The sequence below is a fragment of the Halalkalibacillus sediminis genome (assembly GCF_002844535.1).
GTDB lineage: Bacteria > Bacillota > Bacilli > Bacillales > Alkalibacillaceae > Halalkalibacillus_A > Halalkalibacillus_A sediminis.
The window spans coordinates 14,052-31,959 of sequence record NZ_PJNH01000001.1 but is presented as its reverse complement, the minus strand read 5'-3'; the positions used below and the strand labels follow the sequence as shown (position 1 = coordinate 31,959).

At 38.7% G+C, this 17,908-nt stretch carries 19 protein-coding genes and 1 pseudogene; 4 read left to right on the top strand and 16 right to left on the bottom strand.

The window, feature by feature from the left end:
* Positions 1-26: 26 nt before the first annotated feature.
* Together CEY16_RS00230 and CEY16_RS00225 are read right to left on the bottom strand one after the other, a co-directional pair.
* Positions 27-1,724 carry an ABC-ATPase domain-containing protein gene (locus CEY16_RS00230; protein WP_101329893.1) on the bottom strand — a complete coding sequence of 566 codons (1,698 nt, stop codon included), beginning with the start codon at positions 1,722-1,724 and terminating at the stop codon, positions 27-29.
* Positions 1,725-1,751: 27 nt separating this feature from the next.
* A complete protein-coding gene (locus tag CEY16_RS00225; RefSeq protein ID WP_101329892.1) occupies positions 1,752-2,411 on the bottom strand; it encodes a TVP38/TMEM64 family protein in 660 nt (219 codons plus the stop codon).
* A 139-nt stretch (positions 2,412-2,550) separates the two neighbouring features.
* Here CEY16_RS00225 and CEY16_RS00220 point away from each other — a divergent pair, with 139 nt between their 5' ends.
* A complete protein-coding gene (locus CEY16_RS00220) occupies positions 2,551-3,501 on the top strand; it encodes a DUF4349 domain-containing protein (RefSeq protein ID WP_101329891.1) in 951 nt (316 codons plus the stop codon).
* 34 nt (positions 3,502-3,535) lie between these two features.
* Here CEY16_RS00220 and CEY16_RS00215 read toward each other — a convergent pair whose 3' ends face one another.
* The 3 genes from CEY16_RS00215 to CEY16_RS00205 all read right to left on the bottom strand — a co-directional run bounded on the left by CEY16_RS00215 (position 3,536) and on the right by CEY16_RS00205 (position 5,883).
* Positions 3,536-4,090, bottom strand: a complete 555-nt coding sequence (locus CEY16_RS00215) for a hypothetical protein (protein ID WP_101329890.1) — start codon at positions 4,088-4,090, stop codon at positions 3,536-3,538.
* Complete coding sequence (locus CEY16_RS00210; protein WP_101329889.1) at positions 4,080-4,598, bottom strand: hypothetical protein; 519 nt, start codon at positions 4,596-4,598, stop codon at positions 4,080-4,082. The genes CEY16_RS00215 and CEY16_RS00210 overlap by 11 nt, the downstream gene beginning before the upstream one ends.
* A 64-nt stretch (positions 4,599-4,662) precedes the next feature.
* Positions 4,663-5,883, bottom strand: a complete 1,221-nt coding sequence (locus tag CEY16_RS00205) for an MFS transporter (RefSeq protein WP_238378725.1) — start codon at positions 5,881-5,883, stop codon at positions 4,663-4,665.
* A gap of 200 nt (positions 5,884-6,083) precedes the next feature.
* On the opposite strand from CEY16_RS00205, the gene CEY16_RS15360 reads away from it, so the two are divergent.
* On the top strand, positions 6,084-6,707 hold the full coding sequence (locus tag CEY16_RS15360; RefSeq protein ID WP_238378767.1) for a peroxiredoxin: 624 nt from the start codon (positions 6,084-6,086) through the stop codon (positions 6,705-6,707).
* A 37-nt stretch (positions 6,708-6,744) separates the two neighbouring features.
* Here the strand turns inward: CEY16_RS15360 and CEY16_RS00190 are convergent, their stop codons facing one another.
* The 5 genes from CEY16_RS00190 to CEY16_RS00170 form a co-directional block, all read right to left on the bottom strand.
* Positions 6,745-6,939, bottom strand: coding sequence for a YwbE family protein (locus CEY16_RS00190; protein WP_101329886.1), 195 nt, complete (start codon positions 6,937-6,939; stop codon positions 6,745-6,747).
* 132 nt (positions 6,940-7,071) lie between these two features.
* Positions 7,072-7,929: an AraC family transcriptional regulator gene (locus tag CEY16_RS00185; protein WP_238378724.1), complete on the bottom strand. Its 858-nt coding sequence runs from the start codon at positions 7,927-7,929 to the stop codon at positions 7,072-7,074.
* Between the two features lie 103 nt (positions 7,930-8,032).
* On the bottom strand, positions 8,033-8,539 hold the full coding sequence (locus tag CEY16_RS00180; protein WP_101329885.1) for a DNA-deoxyinosine glycosylase: 507 nt from the start codon (positions 8,537-8,539) through the stop codon (positions 8,033-8,035).
* A gap of 12 nt (positions 8,540-8,551) precedes the next feature.
* Positions 8,552-8,758: a DUF6366 family protein gene (locus tag CEY16_RS00175; protein WP_101329884.1), complete on the bottom strand. Its 207-nt coding sequence runs from the start codon at positions 8,756-8,758 to the stop codon at positions 8,552-8,554.
* A gap of 119 nt (positions 8,759-8,877) precedes the next feature.
* The gene (locus tag CEY16_RS00170; protein WP_238378723.1) at positions 8,878-9,834 is read right to left on the bottom strand and encodes an alpha/beta hydrolase; all 957 of its coding nucleotides are present in this window, start codon (positions 9,832-9,834) and stop codon (positions 8,878-8,880) included.
* Positions 9,835-9,994: 160 nt separating this feature from the next.
* Here CEY16_RS00170 and CEY16_RS00165 point away from each other — a divergent pair, with 160 nt between their 5' ends.
* Entirely contained in the window at positions 9,995-10,717 is a 723-nt protein-coding gene (locus CEY16_RS00165) for a DUF421 domain-containing protein (protein ID WP_101329883.1), read from the top strand.
* 78 nt (positions 10,718-10,795) lie between these two features.
* On the opposite strand, the pseudogene CEY16_RS15000 reads toward CEY16_RS00165, so the two are convergent.
* A pseudogene (locus CEY16_RS15000) lies at positions 10,796-10,951 on the bottom strand (CBS domain-containing protein); the annotation flags it as partial.
* A gap of 156 nt (positions 10,952-11,107) precedes the next feature.
* Here CEY16_RS15000 and CEY16_RS00160 point away from each other — a divergent pair.
* The gene (locus CEY16_RS00160) at positions 11,108-12,586 is read left to right on the top strand and encodes a methyl-accepting chemotaxis protein (protein ID WP_101329882.1); all 1,479 of its coding nucleotides are present in this window, start codon (positions 11,108-11,110) and stop codon (positions 12,584-12,586) included.
* A 163-nt stretch (positions 12,587-12,749) separates the two neighbouring features.
* On the opposite strand, the gene CEY16_RS00155 is transcribed toward CEY16_RS00160, so the two are convergent.
* From CEY16_RS00155 to CEY16_RS00135, 5 genes are all read right to left on the bottom strand, one after another.
* Complete coding sequence (locus tag CEY16_RS00155) at positions 12,750-13,934, bottom strand: M20 metallopeptidase family protein (RefSeq protein ID WP_101329881.1); 1,185 nt, start codon at positions 13,932-13,934, stop codon at positions 12,750-12,752.
* A gap of 173 nt (positions 13,935-14,107) precedes the next feature.
* The gene (locus CEY16_RS00150; protein ID WP_101329880.1) at positions 14,108-15,154 is read right to left on the bottom strand and encodes a TRAP transporter substrate-binding protein; all 1,047 of its coding nucleotides are present in this window, start codon (positions 15,152-15,154) and stop codon (positions 14,108-14,110) included.
* Between the two features lie 100 nt (positions 15,155-15,254).
* The gene (locus CEY16_RS00145; RefSeq protein WP_101329879.1) at positions 15,255-16,046 is read right to left on the bottom strand and encodes a creatininase family protein; all 792 of its coding nucleotides are present in this window, start codon (positions 16,044-16,046) and stop codon (positions 15,255-15,257) included.
* Between the two features lie 44 nt (positions 16,047-16,090).
* Positions 16,091-17,362 (bottom strand): TRAP transporter large permease, encoded by a 1,272-nt coding sequence (locus tag CEY16_RS00140; RefSeq protein WP_101329878.1) that lies wholly within the window; start codon positions 17,360-17,362, stop codon positions 16,091-16,093.
* Positions 17,359-17,868: a TRAP transporter small permease gene (locus CEY16_RS00135; RefSeq protein ID WP_101329877.1), complete on the bottom strand. Its 510-nt coding sequence runs from the start codon at positions 17,866-17,868 to the stop codon at positions 17,359-17,361. Before CEY16_RS00135 ends, CEY16_RS00140 begins: the two co-directional genes overlap by 4 nt.
* Positions 17,869-17,908: the final 40 nt, after the last annotated feature.

Genomic DNA, 17,908 nt, shown 5'->3' with positions numbered 1-17,908 from the left:
GAGTTTCCGCCCTAAAACAACTAATTCTATTTCATCTGCACGCCTCTTAAGCGGTTAATGGCTGCTGCGATTTCGAATCTTCGTGGTCGTGCTATATCACCAGGGTGTGCTTTTTGATTTTTCTGGGTGAAGCTTAGTCCGTTCTGATCGATTTCTTCTTCAATCTGATCTAGCCATTCTTCTAGTGTCCATTCACTTGATGAAGGCTTTAACGCCATATATTTTAACACATTTGCAATCATTCTTGTTTGGGAAACATCGACAATTTGTTCAACTAATGAAAGGTCGATTGCTTCTTTTCCAATCAAAATTGTTCCTTTGCCTTTTGCTTGCGCCTTTTTCTTCGGTCCTAGAATTTTGTTGATCGAATTCGTAATGACGGTTCGCTTTGTAAGGGAACCGAAGTAATCGTGCTCCATCGTCTCATATTTTCTTGGTTCTGCCTCAGCGATTTCTCTAGCTTCATTCGTGCGGTTAACTGGTATATAACGATCCATCATGATTACATCATCAGCGATATCGAAATAATCGCCAGAACCACCCATGACTAGAATAGTCGAGATCTCTTTATCGTCTCTCAACTGCTTAACTTTTTGCACGAAAGGTGTGATAGGTTCTTTATCTTTAGCTACTAGTTGTTGCATCCGCTCATCACGAATCATAAAGTTGGTCGCACTCGTATCTTCGTCGATCAACAGGGTCTTAGCACCTGCTTCTAGGGCTTCGACCACATTGGCAGCTTGTGAAGTACTACCACTAGCATTCTCAGTTGTAAATGTTGCAGTGTCATCACCGTTCGGTAAATCGTTGATAAACGGTGAAATATTAACGTTTGAAATGCTTCTACCGTCTTCAGCTCTGATTTTTGCTGCTGTAGGGTCAGTCAATACATACTCTCGACCATCACCAGCAACATGTTCATACACACCTTCTTCAAGTGCATTCAACAATGTACTTTTACCGTGGAAACCGCCACCGACAATCAACGTGATTCCCTTTTTAATTGCCATCCCTGTAATCGGTTCTTGGCGATGAGGGATTTCAAAGGAGACCTCATTCTCCTTAGGGCTCTCAAAAGGAACTGCATTATCTAGAGGTCTGGAACTGATTCCACTTTTTCTCGGTAAAATGGAACCATTTGCAATGAAGCCGATCCAATTTTCCTCACGCATCTTTTCTCTGATAACACCATGCTGATCAGCAAGTTCCATTGCACGCTTCAGTTTGTTTGTATCAAGCTTGAATACGGAGTTTTTCAAAATATCAGGCAGCAGAGTGAAAAATAGCTTGTCCGCTTCACGTCCATTAATTCGTCGACCATTTGCAGGTAATCCGATTGAAAGACAAACAGTCACCTCATTGCTGGTCACATTGACAGCTGCGCGTTCTAGTATCTCTTGGTCAGGTCCATCGATGGAGACACTTCCGCTTTTTCCACTGCCTTTAACGTTGATTTTATTACTGAAGATAGCTCGGTCGACCATTCTAGCGATATAATCCTCGATATAAATACGACGTCTTTTTGTCTCTAGCCACTCGCTGTCGATCGTTTGTGAGTCTTTTGGTATAACCAATCGAAGTTTAGAAGGAGCCGCAAACGGATCCCCTTGTACATAATCCATATGCAATTCAAATCCATTGAATTGGAATTTCCCTTGAATATCCTTATACGCCTTATAACTTTTTCCATCAATTCGCTGTAATGTTTGTTGCAATCGTTTCAAAATAAATCCTCCTCAATAAAAAGATAGTCAGCTTTTTTCAGGAACTTCCTCAATTCTTTTCATAATTTGTTTATTCCATATGACAGGAACGACTATAACGATTAAATATATGGTGCCAACGATTATCATGGTCGTTCGGTCACCTTCTACAAGGCTAGCTCCTAAAAAGTTATATATTAAAGTACCTGGGATAATACCCAGTGTGGTTGCCTTAATAAAGTCCTTGATCTTCACCTTTGATAATCCAGCTGAATAGCTAATCAAATCAAAATTGACTACTGGTAAAAAACGGAGCATTAATATATAGAAAAAACCTTTCTCCTCGAATTTTTCCTTGATCTCATACATTTTACCTGTAGGTGCTTTCCGGACGAATCTCTCTCCATACTTCCTTGCCAAAATGAATGACAAAACGGCTCCAGAAACAGCTCCAATCAATGCTAATAACGAACCAAAATAAGCACCAAAAGCTAAGCCACCGACGATCGAAAATACTGAAGCAGGAAAAAGTACGAGTGGTCTCAGCGTGAATAAAACTATATAAAATACGGGCGCTAACCAGCCCGCAGTATAAATAAGTGTCCGTATGTCTTCTGGTGAAAAATTAAGTAGTCGTTGATTAAACGAATATAAAACAAGGACGAATATTAATACGACGATCCCTTTCCAAACATGTTTCCACTCCATCAACATCATCCTTTTCCTGTAACTGCACTGATAAACATATTCCCACTACTCTGGTGATTCAATCACGAACAACTTATTTGTAACATTTATTAATTCTTAACGTCTAATCAATCAAATAAGTATAGTAGGGGGGCTATTTATGCTTAGAAAAATATTTTTCGTTTCAATGATTATAGTTAGTGTATTCCTATTCAGTGCTTGTAGCAACAGTTCCAGTGAGTCTTCCGATAACTCTATGGAGGGTGCGGAAGACAGCGGAGATGAGGCAGGCTTCGTTGAAAATGAGGAATCCTCATCAGATGGTGAGCAAGAAGGAACCACCGAAGATTCCAAAGCCGAGGCTGATACTAAAACTGAAACTGAAGGAACAAGTAGTCGTAGTAAGAAACAGATGATCATCTATGAGGGGCAAATCGCGATCGAAGTGAAAGATTATAATGAAGCCTACGACAAGATTACCGACGAAATCAATCGGGTCGATGGGTATATTGTTGAATCCTCAGAATACTCTAGCGGAGAAAATGATGAACTTAGAAATGGTGAACTGACAATTAGGGTCCCGCAGGAAAATTTTCGACCCTTCATGTCCAGCTTGGAGTCTGCGAGCGCAAAAGTATTAGAAAAAAGAACACACGGTGATGATGTGACTGAGGAATATGTGGATTTGGAGTCACGATTACGATCGAAAGAAGCAGTTGAAGAGAGATTGCTTACTTTTTTAAATGAGGCTGAGAAAACCGAAGATTTACTTAAGATCTCAGATGACCTATCTTCCGTCCAAGAAGAAATCGAACAAATCAAAGGAAGAATGACTTATCTAGAAGACAATGTGGCTTTTTCTACAGTTACACTTTCGATCAGGGAACGTAGCGTCAATATTGCTGAAATCCAAACTCAAGACTCGCTGAACACTTGGGAACGGGCTCAAAGCTTTTTCATGAAAACAGTAAATGGAATCATAACGATGTTCTCAGGATTATTCGTCTTTTTTGTTGGAATGTCACCAGTTCTAGTACCATTGTTGATTATCGGTGGGGGCGTCTGGATGATTATTAGAAAACGGAAGAAGAGAAATAGTAACGAAAGCTAAAAATTAAAATCCCTCTACATTATTAGTAGAGGGATTACTTTTTAATAGCCTGGATTAAATCAGGGGCTGTTGAACGAAATACAGGAAATTCATTCGTCTCGATTTCAGGATCTTGATTGAAGCCGATTCGATTCAATATACGACTTCCATCCTCAGAGATTGCAAAAGCTCCAATTTCTTTTACCTGTATTCCTTTTGATTCTAATAGTTTCAACTGTTCAGGCATATCTTGCAATAGTGCAAGAGTATACCGTTTATAATCTTCATCAAAAATATCTACTATAATGGAAATTAAATAAAGATAAACCTCTTTACAACCATCATAAGATAGAACTTTATCAGCCAAGTCTTTCTCGTCTATTTCATCTTTTAAGACCCCTTCATAATCTTTCTTATTCAGAGGAAAAAGACTATAAACACCTTTCACTGTTCCGTTCACTTTGCATACCCGATAGACTTCAGGATTCTGCATCATTACCTCTTTCACATACTCTGGAGATACATGCCACTCTTTCGGATAGATCCGGTAGTTCAAATCCAGCATTCCATCAATATCTTCAAATGTCGGAGTAACCATATCAAACTTCATCTTTATCCTCCACGAATCGGTCATAATCTTTCCATTCAATCTCTCTGATGATTTTTAGTATATACTTAGCGAAATCCTTATCATACCACTCGGAAGAATCTTTGAACATTTCCCTCGCCATCGTACACCCTTGGAAAAAGTGTCGAATATATGAATCCCATGAATCCCAATCATTGCGATCATTTTTATTTTTATAGATTTGCTTATGATAAAAATCATAGATAATATCAAAAAAGTTCAAGTAGTAATAGATGAACGCTTCTCTTTTACCCTTTTTAAGAGGGGTTCGCTCTATATGCTTCGAAATTGGATGGTTATCATATATGCTCCATAAATCTGGATCATCGATATACATCCGGTCAATTTCAAGAAGAAGCTTATTATGCTCCAATCTTGCATTATTTCTTATCTCAACCGTGTTATAGCGATACGTAATGAACGCTACAATCCCAGAAATCGTCAATGAAAAAATCGAAATGAATAATGTAACCATTGCAGTGGTACTCATTTTTTTCACCTACTTTTAAATTTAAGGTGATTTCAGTATACCACTTCCACTAATTAGAAATCATTTATTTTACTAGAGTCTCTTTCATTCGAACCTGGCTTAGTACCCCCGCAAGGAATGGAAGGATAGCCACTAACCCGATGGCCCAAGATACACTGATGAAATCTGTGAAAACACCTGCTAAAATCGCGCCGAAGGCATATCCGCTATCTCTCCAGAATCGGTATACCCCCATGGAAGAAGCCCTCCAACTAGGTGCTGCCACATCACCAATAGCTGCTTGAAGCGTCGGATACACCATAGCTGTTCCAACGCCTAATAAAATGGCTCCAATCAACCAAAGAAAAAATCCGTCTACCAGTAAGATGAACCATAACGACGCTGCCTGAAGCAACATACCGTTTGTGATCAAAACCTTTCTACCAATCTTATCGCTCCAAATACCAGTGACCAACTGGAATACCCCCCATGCCGCAGGATAGGCAGCGACAATTATTCCAACTTCACTAACCGTTAGTCCGACCGTCGTAAAATATAGTGGAAAAAGTCCCCACGCCATTCCGTCCTTTAAGTTAGTGGTCAACCCTGATAAACTGGCGCTCGATAAATTCCTGTCCTTAAAAGTCGTTAAGTTGAAGACCTGTTTAGACGATAGTTCATCTTCTTCTACTGTAGTATTATTTTTAACCTGTATATCTAAGAATTCCTGAGTATCACGAATAAAAATTGATAAAATGATACCAATGATCACGACTGCAATACCGATAAAGAAAGGTTCTGGTCTTAAAGCATAAGTAGAAGCGACATACCCTGAAACGGCTGCCATAATCGCTACCCCAGAGTAACCGGCGAATTCATTCATACCAACCGCTGTACCTCGCTGAGTCGCTTTCGATATATCGATTTTCATATTTACTGCCATGGACCAAGTAAGCCCCTGGTTCAACCCAAGAAGTACGTTCGCTACAACAATCACCCACCAAGCATGTGCGAAAATAATCAATACAGGTACAAATAACCCGATGACCCAACCGGCAATTAAAACTTTTTTTCGACCGAATCGATCGGCAATTTCACCCGCGAAGTAATTGATTATCGCTTTTGAGAAACCGAAACTCACAATAAATGAAAGTGCCGCACTTGTGGATGCTAGTCCGAATTCATCTTCACCGATTATCGGAAGAATTGTACGTTCAATTCCAACCATTGAACCGACGAAGAAGTTCATGGCCACTAATAACGAAAATAATAATATATTCTCTTTGATCCCTATTTGAGTTTTCAATTCTCTTCCTCCTCGCTTTCTAGACTAATAATACCCTACAAGGTATATATTTTCACAAAAAAATATACGACTTACTCGTATATTTATAACTATAATCACTAAAATGATCATTGTAAAAAAATTTGATTGAAGAAAACCCTCCACAAGAAGTTAAATACATATCTTTCACATATAGATATTTTTAAGGAGGTGTAAAATAAATGACAGAAAAGAACACTAAGCTCCCAACAGTAGCAGATTACAATGATCACCCTCTCCCTTTCTGCGCGTCGAGGGGAGATATTGCCCCGCTGTTCACTGCTGAAGCGTATGTGAATAATGAAATACAAACCATTCAACTAGAAGACGCCCGGGATTCATGGGTTGTACTATTTTTTTACGCAAGCGACTTCACTTTTGTTTGACCAACAGAACTAGCAGCAGTTGCTGCTGTTTATCCTGAATTACGTAACATGAACGTGGAAGTCCTAGGGATCAGCACAGACAGTGTATATTCCCACAAGGTTTTCAAAGATATATCCCCTTCTGCTAGTCAGGTTCAATATCCTTTAATAAGTGATCGAAACCAAATGATCAGTCGAGCTTATCGTGCATTAGATGAAAACGCTGGTGTCGCTAGTCGAACAACAGTAATAATCGACCCAAGTGGAGAAATTGTCTCCAAAGTTACCTACCCAAGAGAAGTCGGAAGAAACTCATATGAACTTCTACGTTTATTACAAGCAATACAATTCGGCCGAGAAACGGGGCTAGGCGTCCCCGCAAACTGGATGCCTGGTATGCCAGGCATCGAGAGAAGTACTGAAGACATAGGAAAGATATGACAAAACCCCGAGTGGTTAACACTCGGGGTTGCCTGTATTAAGAATGAATTTCTTTCACTCGTCCAACTTGACCATCCTCTAATCGAACTTTGATTCCATGAGGGTGGTTTGGTGATTTAGTCAAAATATCTTTTACGATTCCCTCAGTCAGTTTTCCAGACCGTTGATCCTGCTTGAGGACGATACTGACTTTAGCTCCAGGGCTAATATTACTACGTTGTTGACCAGACATTCTCGCACATCCTTTCTATCTAATAAACATTTTATCACGGATGTTTACGAGAATTCTTTTAAAACGTAATTTTTCCGCCAAAAGAAAATTTTCTCTTAAAAGACCAACTCTTTAATCTATTAAATATACAGTCTATTTCACAGGAATCCAAATTTCAGAATAACAATTCTCACTGAACGGATCATCTTCTGTATATAACTCGAATTCTGGTCCTCCAGCGTATTCGTATTCGCTTGTTGGAAACCACTCTGAATAAATCTTCTTCCAAGTGTTAACCATTGCGTTCGGCATCGCTCCATGTACTTCGAAGACTGCCCATTTAGCTGCGGGCACCGTCATTTTCTCCAGTGTATCACTATTTTCTGCATATTCAGCCTCATGAGCTACTCCAATCCAGTAATCAATACTTCCAGCACCTTGATCAACACATACGCCAAGTACACCTTTGACTGCGCCATCATTCAAACGCCATAACTTCTCATCTGCACCACTTTCATTGACTTCATCCCAAAACTCAGGAATGCCTTTAGGTGGCTCTCCATTCTCCATCAAAAAATTTCTCTTCATACCTATGAAGTGAAATTCTTCCTTTTCTTCAATTCTATAATTCATTGGCTCTGCCCCTTTCAGATTCACCTGGATCACCAAGCGATTATAAGATTTCAGCTTCCCTTCATTTTTCCGCGCCTGACTTGGTGACATCCCATGTTGTCGACGGAAAGCTTTAGAGAAAGCCTCAGGAGAGTCGAAGCCATATTTCAAAGCAATTTCAATGATCTTCATGTCTGTCTTCCCCAAATCATATGTAGCTTGAGTAAGACGACGTCTACGAAGATATTCACCTACAGTCACTCCTGTCAATAAAGCAAACGTACGTTGAAAATGAAAAGGTGAAAAATTCGATGCACTTGCAATGTCATCCACTGAGATATCTTCCAATAGGTGTTCCTCCATATAATCAATCGCTTTCTGTAATGATTCGATCCACATGACTTCTCCCTCCTCCCTTATCTAGATAATAGCTTGATCATTCAATATAATCCTGTCCGGTAGTGCTTTGTTATGTCCGTTTTCTTTAATAAAAAATGTGTTCTCAATCATTTAAGTATTTCAGTAACACTCCCCATGCTTCAACCTTACCTTCAAACGTCTTGTTATACCTGCCAGGGATCGGACTCGTGGAGGGCAAGAGCTCAACTTCAATTTCATTCATCAAATGCTTGAAATGCCTTTTGAATGTTTGGTAAGCCTTCGTACCATTGCATCCAATCGCTTCAATGTTGGGATACCTCATTAACAACCCCTCTATATCATTCGGTTCGGCTTCTTTAATTTTCGAATCGAGACTACCTTCTCGGTAACAAGCACCAATCGTATCCCACACTGCTATTCCATGTTCGTGTAAAAATTGTATCCGCTTCTCGTAATCTTCTATAAACTCGTGATCGAACAATTCGAATAGAATTCCCCAAAAATGATTGCGTGGATTACCATAATACTTTTGTTTCACTAATGACTGATGCCCTGGAATCGATCCAAGAATCAGCACTTTAGCATTTTCATCAATAATCGGGTCTAACGAATAGATCTTTTCATTCATTTCTAATGTCTCCTAGTTAAACAATATTGAATATACTATAAACCCTACAATGAGGACAATAATCAATATCCCCGTACCTTTCCATCCTAATGCTCCGACGAGATCTTGCAATGCTCCTGCTTGAGCTCGATTAAATCCATCACCTATATTACTTGCTTTATTATTTTTCAACTCTTGTTGGCGTAGTCTTTCTCTTCTATTCTCGGGAGATTCTCTCATTCTAAATCACTCCAATCTAGGTTACATGAAATACGTCCTTTCCCTTTTAATTCTATAACAAGTTCTTTAAATCCTTTGAATCAAAAAGCCAATACTCTCAATTGAGTATTGGCTAAAAATTAATCCATATATTTAGTTAGAAAATCGCTTAATACACTTTCATATTTATCAGGATAGATCGCGAATGCTTCTCCATGACCTGCGTTCTCAAATATAGTCATGTCAGCTTCACTCTTCGTGTTTGAATACAACTGATTCGTCATATCCGTCGGTACAAATGAATCGCTATCCCCGTGCAAGTATAAAATAGGCACTTCCGCTTTTTTCACTTGTTCAAGTGCAGAAGCTTCGGTCAATGAGTATCCTGCTTGCATATTCGTCACCAGGTTCGTTGTTGGTAAAACGGGGAAAGACGGAAGATTATACATCCGCTCCATCTGATGATCAAACAAATCATAACTACTCGTATATGGACTATCAGCAATCACGGCTTTCACATTATCAGGCAGGTCTTCGCCACTCGTCATCAAGACGGTTGCAGCCCCCATCGATAAACCGTGTAAAATAATTTCTGTATCTGGACCTTGTTCTTCAATGACTCGATCGATCCATTTCACATAATCCAATCGATCGTGCCAACCGAACCCTATGTAGTCACCTTCACTTTTCCCGTGACCACGCAGATCCGGCGAAAAGATATTATATCCTAAATCCTCATAGTAATGCTGGCCATATAAGGCCATATCCCGAGATTTGCCTAGGTATCCGTGTGCAAATATCACCGTCTTATTCGTTGGCTCCTCAGCCTCCAAATAATTACCGAATAATTTTAATCCATCGAAAGAATGAATGGACCATTCGGCAAAACGCTGTTTTGATTCCCAATCACGCCAACTTCCTTCTATAAAGACATCCATCGCCTCTGAGGATACCGTCAAATCATCATTTCCTACAAGGAAATCCTTCTTCTCTCTCTTAATCGCCAAATCATAAAAATAAAAACTAGCTACTATATTGATAACCATGATCAATACAAAGGTTATTGACCCTATCTTTATCCACTTCTTTTTCTTCACCGCAAGTCCCCTTCCTAAGATGTCCTAACTCTATTATAACTTATAACAGAACTTTCTGAATACATTAATTTATGGAAATTGATATATTTACCTATGTATTTTTTTAATTATTGAAGGAAAGTATGATGATACATATATTTTCAGTTGGAGATGAACATTCATGGTTGAAACTTTTAAAGATATAGGACTAGTTATCTTCCGCGTTGCTACAATCTTACCTTTATTACTATTTGTAACTATTTATATGGGAAAAAGAGCCATCGGGGAACTACCGATATTCGATTTTCTGATAATAATTACTTTAGGTTCAGTGGTAGGGGCAGATATAGCTGACACAGAAGTTAGCCACTTACCTACAGCAATTGCAATCATAACCATAGGTGTCTTACAAAAATTTGTAGCAAAATGGAAAGTCTCTAACCGAAAAATAGGGAAATTACTTTCATTTGAACCAACTGTAGTCATTCAAGATGGACAACTACTAGACAAAAACTTGAAAAAACAGAACTACTCTATTGATAACATCCTACAAATGCTAAGAGAAAAAGATATCTTCGATCTGAATGAGGTAGAGACAGCCATTTTAGAGGCTAACGGGGAATTAAGCGTCTTGAAAAAACCAGAACACACACATGTTACTTTACAAGATATGAATTATAAAAAAGGTTCAACTATGACCTTTCCAGTAATAGTAGAAGGAGAAATCTACGAGAAAGTACTAAATCGTTTTGAACTAGATGAGAAATGGTTGTTAGAGAAACTAAAGACATTAGGAGTCACAGATATTGGAGAAGTGTTTTACGCCTCAATTAATCTAAGGAAAGAAATACATGTTTCAATGAAGAATGATGGTTCAGTAATTGTTCCGTATATAAGACATTGAGTGAAAAAAACCGCCATTTCAGGAAATGACGACTATCCTCACAAACTATTAATTAAAGAAATTATTGGAGGTAACTATTTAGTTATTACCTATTCCTTTAGAGGTTTCGCTTACAATGTTCCCTGCATAATTCGCATAGTTAATTCCTAAATCTCCTAGTGATACTACACCTTCTATTTTCTCTTGATTTTGATCTAATACAAGCAGGCGCTTAATTTGATGATCTTGCATTAAACGTACTGCTTCATCTTACCAACCTTTAATTCTGGATAAACATATGAGAAAAAAATAACCTAATGGAAAAAACATAACAGTTCATTTCGTGTCTCAAAATAATCAAAATTCATCCGATATACATATGTAGATAGAATAATTTTTAGGGGGAAAGAAATGAAAGCCGTAGATGAATTGAAACTGAACGACGTAAAAAAGAAAAACTTGTTAGTGCTAATCGCTTTTTCATTTTCAGTAATTGCTGCAATGGGGGTAACATTGATAGAAGGGGACTTTACTGGGAGCATTTTTTATGGATCCGAACTAGCTTTTTTAATTGGAAGTTACCTTGTCATCAGGTATTTAATTAAAAGGGAGTTTATTTTTCCATACGTGATGTCTATAATTGCTTACTCATTTGTATTGTCTTCAATTTTTATTTTGGGTGGTGGACTATCTACTGTAGTTGTTTTATTCTTTTTACTTTTCTTATCCACTGTTCATTTAACAAGACCTGTATTCTTAATCGGCTATATCTTAGGTGGAATCGCCTTATACTTAAATTCCATCTTTGCTGAAGTAGAGCGCGCAGTACTACAAGAAAATATCAACTCTATAATGGTGGCTTATATTCTGGCCGGAGTCATGTCCTTAATTTTAATATTTTTAAATCGAAAGCAATTCCTACATATCGAGAATCTTCTTTCCAATAGCGAGCTGGAAACACAACAAAAAGAACAAGAGCGACAAGACTTACAGCAGAATGTTAATGATATAATCCACAAAATCACAAACGTCAATTCGAAAGTCCAGGGTAATATTGATTCCCAATCAGAATTATCAGAAGCGATTAATGAAGTGACTAGTGGAAGTACAGTACAAAGTGACAAAATCTCAGATATCGCCCAAAATGCAGAAAATACTTACCAGCAAATGATGAGCATGTTAGATGAGACTCATGCCCTGAAGGAAGAATTTAATCAATCAACAGACATTGCTTCAACAGGAAATAGTTTATCAAAGCAACTATCGACCAATATGAATGAGTTCCAGTCACATGTAGAAGAACTTAGCCAAGCATTCCATACCTTATCAAGTAAAATCAGTGAAACCAATTCATTCTCGCAAGATATCATTAATATTAGCGAACAAACAAATCTACTAGCATTAAATGCTTCCATCGAAGCAGCAAGAGCAGGTGAAGCTGGCAAAGGATTCTCAGTAGTCGCTGATGAAATCCGTAACTTAGCAGAGATGACGAATCAAACAGCAGAGAAAATCACTTCCAACCTTAAGGACGTGAATACCACTAATGACTCAGCCTTGGATAAGATGAATACAAACAAAGAGATGGTCAATGAGAATTTAGAAAAAACAGATCAAGTGAATCAGGCATTCTCAAACCTATCAACAAAACTAGAAAGCTTGCATAATAAATTCACAAGCTTTGAAGAACTAGCTTCGACAGTAAAAGATAATTCCTCCATAGTGGAAGAATCAACGAGTGAATTAGCTTCTGTCATCGAGCAAGCATCAGCCAGTTTGGAAGAAATGAGTGCCACTGTAGAGAATCTAAACCATCAGAACAAGCTCATTGGTGAAGAAATGGTAGAGACAGAAAAAGTAGCCGTCAGTTTGACTACTAAAGAATCATAAAAGTGTGGCCGAGCTTATTAATGCTCGGTCTTTTTTCGGTTTCTTCTATTTTGTCAATTACATATTAAAAAAGAGACCGAGAAAATTCTCGGTCTCCTTCGTCAAACAAAAAATATCACTGTATATTAATTATTCGACCCTATCTTAAACATTAATCTTCTATCTATTTATCTTTTTTTAAATAATTGATGGCAAATGCGCTCATGGCAGTAATTCCAGCTGGAATCGCTTTTTCATCAAAGATTATCCCTGGGTTGTGTAGTGAACGAGTTGACTGTTCTTGGTCATTCCTTGTTCCGATTCTAAACAACATACCCTCTGTTTCTTGTAAATAGAAAGAAAAATCTTCCCCACCTAAGGATGGATCAGGTAAATAGGCAAGGCCTTCTTCACCCAATTCCGCAGTTGTCGACTCGATCATAATATCGACTAATTCATCGTCGTTAATGACTGGTGGGCTACCTGGATGGAACGTAACCTTAGCATCAGTATGATTCGCCTTCGCCACGTGATCCGCCATTAGTTCAATACTTTCTTGCATCTTATCTCTCGTCTCGTAATCTAGTGTACGAATCGAACCAGATAAAGTCACCTTATTAGCAATTATATTATCAGCATTACCACCATGAATTTGGCCCAGTGTCAGCACCGCAGAATTCAGTGGAGAAATTTGTCTCGAAACAATATTTTGCAAGGAACTCACCAGCTGGCTTGCAACAGGAATAGGATCGGTGGCGATATGAGGGTGCGCAGCATGTCCTCCACTACCTGACACTTCAATTTCGAATGTATCCGTCGCAGCCATGATTGGTCCATGTCTCACTCCAATTTTACCTGCATCAACTAACGGCCACGTATGTAAGCATACGATCTTATCGACTTTAGGTTCATTCGATAGGACGCCGTTTTCGATTACAAATTTAGCACCTTTCATGACTTCTTCACCAGGCTGGAAAATAAACTTGACTTGCCCTTCAAGTTCATCTTTTAAGCGATCAAGAACAATTGCCGTACCGAGCAAAACTGTCGTGTGTAAATCGTGCCCACAAGCGTGCATGCTTCCCTCTACTTCGGAACTGAAGTCCAGACCCGTTTGTTCTAGTATAGGCAATGCATCCATATCTCCTCTAAGACCGATCGTTTTTCCTTCCTTCTTACCTCGAAGAACACCTACCACACCGATGTCATCATTTATAACTGACAGCTCAACACTTGTGTCTTTTAAATAATCTAATACAAATTGAGTCGTATTATATTCTTTCATACTCAACTCAGGATTTCTGTGTAGATGTCGTCTAACTCTTATCATCTCTTCTTCAATTTCTGAAACAATGTTTTTTATTTCCATAAGTTGATAACTCCTTAATCATGGTGAGAAAAACTTGGCTTTGCGCCACTTCTTAGCAGCGAAAGCCCTAGTTTTTCAAATACTCTATACTATAAGAAAGAATTTAATCATTCCAAATTGTTAAAGAAAAAATGAAGGTTATTTGAAAACAATAACCTTCATTTTTGAGATTTCTATAAGTCTTCTTGTCCCATTTCTACAATCTGGTTATAAGTTTCTTCGCCCCAGATTTCTGTTCCTAATTCATCACGTACTGACTGAGTCTTTTCACGGAATGCTTCCACATCAGGATCGATGAATTCTACTCCGCTTTCTTCCATTTCAGCTTTCATATCAGATGCATTAGCATCTAGCTGCTCTTGAGCGTATGTTTCACCCTCTTTAGCTGCATCCATCAAAATTTGTTGATAATCTTCTGGTAAACTTTGATAGAATTCTTCATTCAATGTTACGAATGCTGGTTTATACATATGGTTTGTATTGATCACATAGTCTTGTACCTCGTGGAATCCAGCTGCATAAATTGTTTCTAGAGGATTCTCTTGAGCTTCAACAAGACCAGTTTGTAGTGCGTTGTATAGTTCACCAAAATCCATTGGTGTAGGGTTTGCACCTATTGCTTTGAACGTTTCAATGTAATAGTCAACTTCTGGTGCACGGATTTTCAGACCAGACATATCTTCAGGTGTTTCAATTGCTTTGTTTGCAGAAACTACACGCGGGCCTCTTGGAAGAATACCAATGTTACGTACACCTTGTTCACTCTTAAGTTGTTCGTTCCATTCTTGTCCAACTTCAGAACCAAGAACATGGCTCCAGTGCTCGTTTGAGTCCATTAGATATGGAAGTGATAGATATTCAATCTCATCCATACCAGGGTCACCACTAGACATCATCTGGATCGTACCCATTTTAACCTGTTCCATTTGTTCAGCTGTTGAACCAAGTTCGTTACCTGCGAACAATTCAACAGTGATGTTACCGTCAGTTTCCTCTTCAACGATCTCTTTGAACTTTTCCATACCTTGGAATGCCGGTTCACCTTGATTCGCCCATGTACTATAAGTTATTTCGAATGTTTCATCTGAAGCTTCTTCAGAGCTCCCTGAATCGTCACTACCTTCTGATTCATTGTCTGAACCTTCTTCAGAATCGCTAGAACATGCAGCAACAAATACCATCATGACAATCAAACCAAGTGCTAACAACAACTTTTTCATTCTAATGTCCCCTTTTTAATAAATTTATTTTAATTCTAAAAATTAAAACCGCTATTTAGACGCCTATCTTTTGCCTTAATCCCCCCCTTTAAAAGATTGATTATTTAACCTTCATTTGAGAATTTGAAACTTTCTCAACTAATTCAACACCAAATTGAGTCAGGTGTTCTATGATAACTTTTCCTCGCTCAGCAGAAGATTGAGTTGGATCACCCATAATTCCTTCAGGTGATACTTCCTCCATATTGAAATAAATATTTGCTGAAGCATTACCAACCTTGACCTCTTTGAAATTCTTCACTTCGAAATCCTGCCATTTTTCAGCTTCTTTCCAGTCATTTAATAAATCCATCCTCATATCATCTGGATACAAATAACTCATAATTGAAGTCAGTGGCTCTCCTCCATGTCCTGAAGGGTCGACATCGCCATAAATTTCTTTCTTTTTAACTGGATCCAACCCTTGCCATAAATTAACCGACGCAATCATGACATCATCGGCTCTTCTGACTTTTCGAGCGACTTGATCTACTGCAGGTGCATTACCTGCATGCCCGTTGAACACGACAATTTTTGAAATGCCATGTTCAATCAAACTCCTGAAAATATCTTCAAGAAATCCAAGCACGGTTTCTTGTGATAACGAAATCGTTCCAGGGTAGCCTCTGAAATATTCAGAGTTACCAAAGGGGATCGTCGGAATATAGATGGCATCCGATTCTTCAGAAACCCTCTTCGCTAGTTCGGTAGCTGCCAAGTAATCCCCTGTGATTGAATGTGGACCATGCTCTTCCATTGATCCTAACGGCACAATCACCACTGGGTCTTTACTGAACGCTGTTTCTGCTTCTTTCCAAGTCATATGATGAATCGCGCTTTTATTTTTACTCATGAATTACTCTCCTCAGTTGTTGTATTAATTGTCTGTTGTGTTATTTAAAAGAACATATCAACGATAAATAGTGTTAGTGATGGGAAAAATGCGATTAAGAATGCTGTTACAATCAATGGAATATACATAGGCAGCATTTCCTTCACAAGCTTTGTGTACTTGAGCTTCGCTATATCCGCTACAATGTAAAGCAATATTCCAACCGGTGGAGTTGCACCACCAATGGTTAATGTAATTACCATCAATACACCGAAGTGAATCGGATCGACACCCACTTGCATCACAATTGGTGTTAAAATCGGTGCGAAAACGATGATTCCTTCTGATGGAAGCATGAATAGTCCGATAATAAGTAAAAAGATAACGAGCATCGCAAGGATGACATTTTCATTTGCAGAAATGCTTAATATGAATTCACCAAGTGTTTCAGAGATCTTGGAGCGTGTAACTACCCAAGCGAATACCGTTGCTGCTGCTAAAGTAAATAGTATATTTGCTGTATCAAAACTCGTCCGTCTCAAAATACCAACAAACGACTTCAAGTTGACATTTTTATAAAAGAAGAATGTAACGATAATCCCGTAAAGTACCGCAATTGCCGCTGACTCAGTTGGAGTGAAAACACCACTGACAATACCTACAACGATAATTACTGGTAACATTAATGCGAGAAAACCTGATGAAAATGCAGAACGAGCTTGCTTAAAGGTCGCCCTTTCATAACTCGGGTATCCCCGTTTTGAAGCGATGAAATATGTGTAGACCATTAGTGAGATCGCCAATAGCGCACCCGGGATAATACCTGCGATTAATAGCGGTCCGATAGGCTGCTGGGTTACAATCCCGAAAATGATCAGCGTGATACTTGGTGGAATGATTGGACCGACAATTGATGAAGCAGCTGTTATAGCTGCAGCAAATTTTTTGTCGTACCCTTCTCTTTCCATCGAAGGAATCAGTACAGAACCTAAAGCCACAGTATCTGCTGTAGCAGAGCCTGAAATTCCGGAAAATAAAACGCTGGCTAAAATATTTACTTGTGCTAGTCCACCTTTTATGTGACCTACAATGACTCTCGCAATATCGATGATACGATTGGTAATTCCCCCTGAGTTCATCAACTCACCGACAAGTAGGAAAAACGGAACTGCAAGTAAGGTGAATGAATCGACCCCTCGCACCATGCTTTGGGCTACCATGCCTAGGTCAATACCTTCAAGTATCAGATAAGCCATGGAAGCTATTCCTAAAGAGAAGGCAACGGGCATACCAAGTATAATTAGAACTACCATGATCAAAAGTACGATAAAAATCATTCGTCAACCTCCTCCGTCAAACTACCAGTGTCGTATGTGCCATTCTTGAAATCCTTAATATCATTTATGCTTCTTAAAATGGTAAAAATAATCATCAAGGCCGACCCAACCGGTGCTGCCCCTCTCCAGAAAGAATAAGGAATATCGAGTGCCCCGGTACTATTCAAATGTGCGACCCTTACCACATCAATCGAAGTGTAGATCACAATTACTAGAAAAACGATGATAATAAGTCTCATGATTTGTGTTGTGATTAAATGTACTTTAGGAGACATATTTTCCTGAAGCATATTAACAGCTAAGTGTTTATCATCAAATGAGACGACACCGACTCCTAAAAATACAACCCATATTAATAAGAATCGTCCGATCTCGTCTGTCCAAGTTAGTGGACTATCAAATACGAACCTGAAAACTACCTGTAAAATGGTCACAAAAACGATTGCGAACAGTAGAGCGCTGGTTAAATATCGAAGCCCCCACGCAAGGTCTCTATGTTTTCTCATTTAATCCCCTCCTCTTTCAGATGGCTTTAGCGTCAACTAT